Raw genomic sequence first — 7,608 nt, forward strand, 5'->3', positions numbered from 1 at the left:
GGTCACACCCGTTCCCATACCGAACACGGAAGTTAAGCTCTTTAGCGCCGATGGTAGTTGGGGGCTTCCCCCTGTGAGAGTAGGACGTCGCTAGGCAACTAAAACAGTCAGCTGTGTGCTGGCTGTTTTTTTATTTGAAACTTTTAGTAAGGAACCTCTTCCTTTTAAAGTAGTTGTAAAAAGATATTTTCAAATTGGGTAAATATCTTTAATCGTTTCAAAGGGTAGTAGATTAATATTGTGGATAGTAATAACGAACAGATAAGATTTTATAAAAAATATTACTAGGGGTTAAGAACATGATCGTGTATTTCCCAGAACCAGATGAAAATGAATTGTATTATAGTTTGATAGCAAAATTTCATTCTTACAGTACTGATACAGCTGCTTCAAATACTCTTAAAGAATTTTCTGGAACGTACACCGTATTAATTTAGACGTACCAATGGGAATTGATATTTTAATACCTAAAATAGAAAAGTTCTCAAATCGTTATTCAATAGATTACTTTATTCAATATCATACGATAATCCCCTTCATAAAACCCTTTCGCAAGGTACAATGTTAACAAGGCAGTTAAAGGAGTGGTGTACATATGAATCTAGGTAATTACTTAGTTTATAATCCTCGTACGGGGTGGATGTTAAAAAATAACCAGGAGATGTATAGTTTGTTAACCAAATTACGTAACCAACTTACTATTTTAAGTTATGGAAATAATTTAGATAATCATGTTATTCAACATCTCATTGATAAATATTTATCCCCTGTAGAACAGGAACACAGTAGTAAAGTTATGGAAGTTAAATATGATACATATGACTCTGACATAAATAAAGACTTCGATGGGCACTATTATACTGAAACGTATTTTGTGAATGAAATGCAATTAATTGAGTTTGAAAAAGAATTAGACAAACTTCCAGGTAAACATGTTCGATGTCAGTTCGGTGTACGTGCACATTTCAACGTTAATTTAAGTGGTAATAATTTTTCTACACGGTTTTATAAGACATTGGACTGTTCGTCTGTATATCGAGAAAGAATCGAAGGTCGTTACTTATTCTTTATCGATACAGAATCCATTGATAATGAATTAATTCGAAATAAAATAAACATTCTACCCGATAAATTACAGTTCCTTTCACTACCTATAAATTTTACAAACTCGCAAAAGGAAATATATATAAAAGATTGGATTTCTCAAATTCTTGAATATTGATTTAGAAATTTTTCATATGTAATTTAAAATTTTATAAAGAAACTGAATAATAAGCTACTCGGCATAGGAAACCCTTAATAAGTAGCCTATTTTTCAGTTTTACATCCTATTTTGTATAGGAAGCGAACTGAGTTTTATACTATTGAGGATATTTATTTATAGCTGTATTTAAGGTAATTAATAATACAATACCTTCATAAAAAGTTGCACATTAAGAAGAATTAAGAGGCTGGGACATAACTAGCTCATATTCTAAGGAAAAGAGAAATCGATATTATTCGATTTCTCTTTTTTTCTTGGTTATTCCATTTTCTCTATCCTATTTCTTTGTAAATGACCGTGTATCTCCAGAGATTTACTGTCATTAATGCAACTATTTCGTTTTCAAGCTCATTGAGTGGATGGTGTTTTGGGTTTCGGAATCTATAGATAAAAAGATGGTAGTTGTTAAAACGATGTATAGCCCTATAACCTATTATACATAATTGATAATGATAATCATTTTCAGTATAATGATGTACTATAAATAGTTAAAGGAGAAGGATAATGGATAAGTACATAAAAAAATCTGTATTGGTAATGTTGTTAATGAGCCTACTGCTAATAATGGGGGCTTGTGGTAGCAAAAATGAGGATACATCTCAAGAACAAAAAGGTACAAATGATGAAAAGGAATCTACAACGACTGAAACAACACGTATTGTAACAGATTCGGTAGGACGTGAAGTAGAAGTACCAACAGACCCGCAACGTGTAATTGTAGATTGGGATTTAGGTCACGTATTAGCTGTAGGTGTTGTACCAGTTTTCAACAACAAAGGTCATTGGATATGGTGAATTTTTAAAAGATTACTACCAAGGGCAGGACATTGTAGATCTTGGAAATGAAGATGCTGTATCTTTAGAAACAGCTACTAGTCTAAAACCAGATTTAATTATTACGTTTGCCGAAAAAAATGTAGAGCAATATGAAAAAATTGCACAAACGATTGTATTCAGTACGGCTAACTACGACAGCGTGGAAGCCGAAATTACAGCAATTGGCGAAATGTTAAATCATCAAGAGGATGCGAAGAAGTTTATAGCAGATTACACGGCGCGTGCAAAGGTAGCTGAAGAAAAAATCAAAGCCGTAATCCCAGAAGGCATAACGTTCTCACTCTTTACGTTATCAGAGAAAGAAATTGCGGTGATTCCAAGTGGTAACTCAGGTGGTGAAGCGATGTATGATTTATTAAAACTTACAGCACCAACATCTATTCAAAAGCTAATTGAAGATAGCAACGGAGATTGGCAGAAGCAACGTATTTCATGGGAAACTGTAGGTGACTATGTAGGTGATTATGTAGGTGTTTTAGAGAATTAGTACAAAAACAATAAAGTGGAACTTCACTCAGTTGCGTTTTTCTTATGCTCCCGAACACCCCACCTTGCTTTTACGATCAGTTGATTTTCCACCTAACCTTAACGTTTTCTCAAGTCTTGAGGTGGGCATCTTATACTTGTCTCTTCGATGATACAGATAAGTTACTTTACATTAATATGTTATAAAAAGACAACGATCAAGGAGAAGATGAACCTTGGTCGTTTTTGATGTGGAGTATAGAGCTGAATATTTATGGAGGTGAAGATTGTGCAGATGTCCCGTCCGTTATTCCTACAAAAATGCAGTGGCTATTGACATTTATTCAATTAAATAGTTGCGATTTCTTTATTGTTTCCCCTTTTTGCACAAGCTATAATAATGCTGTAAATGATAATCATTTTCAATTAAGGATTAGAAGGAAAGGGGCAACAAAGTGTGAAGAAATTACTTGGAAAGCGAATTATATTATGGGCAGGGGTGTTCTCCCTACTGTTGATATTATCGGCATGCAGCAGTTCTAATAGAAACGTGTCTGATGCGAAGGTAGAGAATAGTCAGGAAACAGTTCAATCTGATGAGCGAAAAGAGGGAAGTGCGACAACTGTTCAATATACAACGATTACAGGTGAACAGGTTGAAATACCTGCAAATCCAAAACGGGTCGTTTATTTGGGTGATAGTCTTGGTGATTTCTTGGCAATGGATATTCCCGTTATTGGAAATAATCTTGTCCATGCATCTGGAAAAGTTTATGATGGTAAAACGTCAGAAATAGTTGATGTTGGTAATCCTGGTGATCTAGAGTTGATGTTATCTTTAGAACCGGACTTGATTATTAATACTTACCATCAAGATGCAGATCGAAATGAGGCATTGTCGAAAATTGCTCCTACCGTTCCCTTTAACTCAGCGCTTCCTTATAAAGAACGCGTAACGGAGATTGGAAAAATCTTTGGTAAACAGGAAGAGGCAGCTGGGTGGATTGCTAAATTTGAAGTACAGTTGCAAGAAATGTGGGATAAGCTCCAATTGGCAGAAGGGGAGACAGCAACAGTTTTCTTACAATTAGGTAAAACGCTTTATGTTATGGGTAATCGTTCTCTCGGCGCCATTATTTATGATGAGCAAGGCTTTGCCATCCCATCCGCTGTAAAGGAGCATATTATTGATGAAGGACAGACTTTCGTTACAGTTTCAGAAGAGGTGCTTCCAGAATATGCTGGTGATCATTTGTTTATACTTGTACAAGATAATGATGAGAGTAAAACAGAAACTGACCGACTGCTACAAAGCCCACTATGGGGGACTCTGCCTGCAGTTCAAAAAGGAAATGTTTATATTACATCTGCCAATTGGAATACCGATGTCTTGTTAGCTTTGGAGCAATTACTTGAAGAGTTGCCACAATGGATGCAAAGGCAGTAAGAAATTGTGTCTGCCCATTAAGTTCTTTAAACAGTTAAGTTTCCAGAATAGTGCATGATTGAATTATTAAAGTTGAACTATAGTTGAAAGCAGGTCATTATATGTTATATTAATGATAATGAGAATCATCTTCAATTGCTGGAGGGTTGCTTATGAATCTAGCGTCGCTGTATATTAGGCTACAACATTATGATAGGTTTCAAGTTGACCAAATGATGCCGGCGATTAGTCATAATGAGGAAATTAACTACAATGAAACAAATTTATGCACATTATTAATAGCACATAGCCATGGCATACGGTTGTATGTAGACAAAATTGCAATCGATCTGCAACAAGGGAGCTGCATTCTAATTTCCCCTGTACAAAGTTACACGGTGGAATCAAGTAACACAGAGGCACAGCTTGTGCGCTTTACCTTTGAAACCTTTAAAGTAAAAGGAATGACTTTAAATCCCATTGCTCATCCACCCTTACTTTGTGGTTATCCCTACAGTCTGTTATTTTCTCAAGTCAAGCGAGTATTAGGAAATGAAGCATGGATGAGGAATCCGTTCTGTTCCTCACTGTCCGCATCAGAAATGGCTATGATGCAGAGTAGACTTCAATTTATTCTAAGTATGATGACCCAGTTAGATCAGCAAGCTGCCCATTTTCAGAACGAAGAAAAGATAAAAATGATACAAAATACTGTACAGTATATGGAACAGCATTATGATGAAGACTTGACAGTAGAACAACTAGCTAACATGGCCGGAATGGTTAGATGGCAATATAGTCAACAGTTTAAAATATTAACTGGCAAAAAGCCAACTGATTATTTGGCTCATTTACGTATAAACCAGGCTAAAGAGCTTCTGTGTAATTCTGCAGAGCCATTAAGAAAAATATCTCGGCAAATTGGGTTTAAGGATGAATCTTATTTCAGCCGGTGCTTTCATAAATTAACTGGAAACACTCCACGTGAATATGCTAATATCCATCTTCATAATCAGCAAAAGACAGTTATTGATTCACTTGGCAGAGAGATTCATGTCCCTAAAGATGCAACACGTATTGTGACTGCCGGCACAGACACACTTGGAGAATTACTCGTTTTAGGCATATCCCCTATAGGAGCGGCCATCTCTATCATGAAAAATCAAGTGATTTATCACAATAAGTTGCGAAATATTCATAATATCGGGTATTGGGCAGATCCAGATAAAATAACAGAACTGCAGCCCGAGTTATTATTGGTTAGCAATTATCGAGCACAAGATTTACAGGAACTGGATGCGATTGCTCCTACTGTTGTCTTGAACAGTAAATTTAGATTATTTGAGAGGTTAAGGTATATCGCTAAACTAGTTGAACGTAGTAAAGAGGCGGAGAAGTGGATTACTACATATGAGGACAAAGTAAGATTGGTACGTAGGCAATTAGCAGATGCTTATGATGTTGGGGAGACTGCTACCGTTTATCTCAAGTTAGGTGAAAAACTCTATATTATGGGCCAGAGCGGATTGGCTGCCACCTTGTATGAATCTCTTGGTTTTCGTCCCTCTGCAAAAGTAAAGCACTTAATCGAAAAAGGGCAAGCATGGATAGAAATTCAGCAGCATCAAATAAATCATTATGTTGGAGATCATAATTTCATCTTGGCTTCTTCTCAAGAATTGCAAACAACCATTCATTGTCCACAGATTGGGACTATAGCCACGTTAACTCCTGGTAAAAATCACTTTATGGATGCTACATGGAATTATGATGATCCCATTACACGTGGACGATTGTTAGAGGTGTTGCCGTATGTTTTTAAGAAGAAAACGATGTGATTAGATTTAGCATCAAAAAGGTACATACTAAGCATACTGAGTTTTACCCGATTTACTAATTATTATTAATTCAACTTTCATAGCTTGAAAAATCTAATCCTCAATGTAACTTGTAAATCTGTAAAAATAATTACATCCTTAATAAAAAGATCCTGTGTTTTTATGCAGGATTTTTTTATTTTTCTACATTTAGGCAACATTAAAATCATTCCCAAATAGGAGCTAGAGATTAAGAGCACTCATCTAAAATAATTTATATATTTACCATAATATTTATATATTTTATCGTTAAGTGGAACTTTTACAAGTTATAACGATATTGGAAAATACAGTTTTGTAGGAGTGGTGTAGATTTATCGTCTGAATTTTGGTTTAGTAAATGCCCAAATACAATATGCTCATTGTGCCCATTAATGGATAGAGTGGTTTGACCATCTGTAATCAATAAGAGAGCCGCACTATCAAGATGTATCGTTGATTTTTGAAATAATGATTTAGCTAAATCTTTTATTTCTGTACAATGTGCCAGCCAATTAGGATTAAAATCAAGCATTTATTTACTCCTTTAGTTTATTGTGATAAAAGTATACTACGGAATGTCACAGCAAACGGTATAAAGTCGACAAGTTCAAAATGAATAATATAAGGAAATTAGGCGGGTTTCCCACTACGCCAATATCTAAGTCTCGCCCACTGTATGCCTCCCAATCTACAGCGTTATTAGCCAAGCACAATTCCACATTATCCTTTACTGTGACCAGGTGTTTTTTATTTGGAAGGAATTTGTAACTTTTTAATAGAATAATTACGATTACGATGATGATCAGATAATAAATTATTTTTACACATAAGGAGATAAGACTATGACAAAAAACAAATTACTGAGAATGGACAATGTCGGCATCGTTGTGGAATCTCTTGATGACGCAATTTCTTTCTTCGAGGAGATTGGCTTGAACCTCGAAGGGCGAGCCACTGTCGAAGGTGAATGGGCTGGTCGCGTAACCGGATTGGGTTCTCAGTGCGTAGAGATTGCTATGATGGTTACCCCAGATGGCCACAGCCGACTTGAACTTTCGCGATTTCTCACGCCACCTATTATATCAGACCACCGGACTGCGCCTGTAAACGCCCTCGGTTATCTACGCGTCATGTTTACCGTTGAAGACATTGATGAAATGGTATCCAGACTCACAAAGTATGGTGCTCAGCTCGTTGGCGAAGTGGTTCAGTACGAGGACTCGTATCGGCTCTGCTACATTCGTGGAATCGAAGGACTTCTAATCGGTTTGGCGGAAGAACTCGGTAACAAATAAGTAAGTAACGTTTTATAAAAAGCCTTTCCTAAAAGTTATTTAATTTTTTTTTTGAACTAACAGGATGCTTTGCTTGAAGATCACTAAGTTGGATAGGCAGCTCTTTTTATGAGACTGAAAAAAGGGTGATGTCTTTTCACTAAGAGAAAAGGTATTTTTGGTGGCATAATTTGTTGTGAAACTATACAGCTTTATTATCTCTAAACAGCAAGGTATGTAATTTTATAAAAAAGATTGATTAAATTAATTAGATAAGAAAAAACACTCTCTAGGTTGAGAGTGTTTCAGACTGTAGACAAACTCAAAAAATTTGAGAGTTTGCCTACAGTCTTTTTTCTTTTACAATGAAATAAAGTAAAGCCATTGATTTCCACTACGGGCGGACGCTTTCCGCGGGCGGGGTCGAGCTGCTTCCCTCGCTTCGCTCAGTCCAGGATCTCGACTTTCCCGCTTTTCCCGCAG

At 36.1% G+C, this 7,608-nt stretch carries 7 protein-coding genes and 1 rRNA gene; 7 read left to right on the plus strand and 1 reads right to left on the minus strand.

The window, feature by feature from the left end:
* The 6 genes from rrf to AO843_RS23480 all read left to right on the plus strand — a co-directional run.
* Positions 1–96, plus strand: a 5S ribosomal RNA gene (gene rrf, locus AO843_RS23455); the annotation flags it as partial.
* Positions 97–595: 499 nt separating this feature from the next.
* On the plus strand, positions 596–1,222 hold the full coding sequence (locus tag AO843_RS23460; protein WP_054613467.1) for a hypothetical protein: 627 nt from the start codon (positions 596–598) through the stop codon (positions 1,220–1,222).
* Between the two features lie 546 nt (positions 1,223–1,768).
* Positions 1,769–2,059 (plus strand): ABC transporter substrate-binding protein, encoded by a 291-nt coding sequence (locus tag AO843_RS23465; protein ID WP_054613468.1) that lies wholly within the window; start codon positions 1,769–1,771, stop codon positions 2,057–2,059.
* Positions 2,019–2,588, plus strand: a complete 570-nt coding sequence (locus tag AO843_RS23470; protein WP_054613469.1) for an ABC transporter substrate-binding protein — start codon at positions 2,019–2,021, stop codon at positions 2,586–2,588. The genes AO843_RS23465 and AO843_RS23470 overlap by 41 nt, the downstream gene beginning before the upstream one ends.
* Before the next feature lie 435 nt (positions 2,589–3,023).
* Positions 3,024–4,013 carry an ABC transporter substrate-binding protein gene (locus tag AO843_RS23475; RefSeq protein WP_054613470.1) on the plus strand — a complete coding sequence of 330 codons (990 nt, stop codon included), beginning with the start codon at positions 3,024–3,026 and terminating at the stop codon, positions 4,011–4,013.
* Positions 4,014–4,165: 152 nt separating this feature from the next.
* Positions 4,166–5,830 carry an AraC family transcriptional regulator gene (locus tag AO843_RS23480; protein ID WP_054613471.1) on the plus strand — a complete coding sequence of 555 codons (1,665 nt, stop codon included), beginning with the start codon at positions 4,166–4,168 and terminating at the stop codon, positions 5,828–5,830.
* A 301-nt stretch (positions 5,831–6,131) separates the two neighbouring features.
* Here AO843_RS23480 and AO843_RS23485 read toward each other — a convergent pair whose 3' ends face one another.
* Positions 6,132–6,383 (minus strand): hypothetical protein, encoded by a 252-nt coding sequence (locus AO843_RS23485; RefSeq protein ID WP_054613472.1) that lies wholly within the window; start codon positions 6,381–6,383, stop codon positions 6,132–6,134.
* Positions 6,384–6,693: 310 nt separating this feature from the next.
* On the opposite strand from AO843_RS23485, the gene AO843_RS23490 reads away from it, so the two are divergent.
* Positions 6,694–7,146 (plus strand): VOC family protein, encoded by a 453-nt coding sequence (locus AO843_RS23490; RefSeq protein WP_054613473.1) that lies wholly within the window; start codon positions 6,694–6,696, stop codon positions 7,144–7,146.
* Positions 7,147–7,608: the final 462 nt, after the last annotated feature.

The sequence above is a fragment of the Lysinibacillus sp. ZYM-1 genome (genome assembly GCF_001308875.1).
Lineage (GTDB): Bacteria > Bacillota > Bacilli > Bacillales_A > Planococcaceae > Lysinibacillus.

Coding starts and splice junctions, on each gene's coding strand:
- AO843_RS23465 (WP_054613468.1), top strand. CDS start 1,769: ATGGATAAGTACATAAAAAAATCTGTATTGGTAATGTTGTTAATGAGC.
- AO843_RS23485 (WP_054613472.1), bottom strand. CDS start 6,383: ATGCTTGATTTTAATCCTAATTGGCTGGCACATTGTACAGAAATAAAA.
- AO843_RS23480 (WP_054613471.1), top strand. CDS start 4,166: ATGAATCTAGCGTCGCTGTATATTAGGCTACAACATTATGATAGGTTT.
- AO843_RS23490 (WP_054613473.1), top strand. CDS start 6,694: ATGACAAAAAACAAATTACTGAGAATGGACAATGTCGGCATCGTTGTG.
- AO843_RS23460 (WP_054613467.1), top strand. CDS start 596: ATGAATCTAGGTAATTACTTAGTTTATAATCCTCGTACGGGGTGGATG.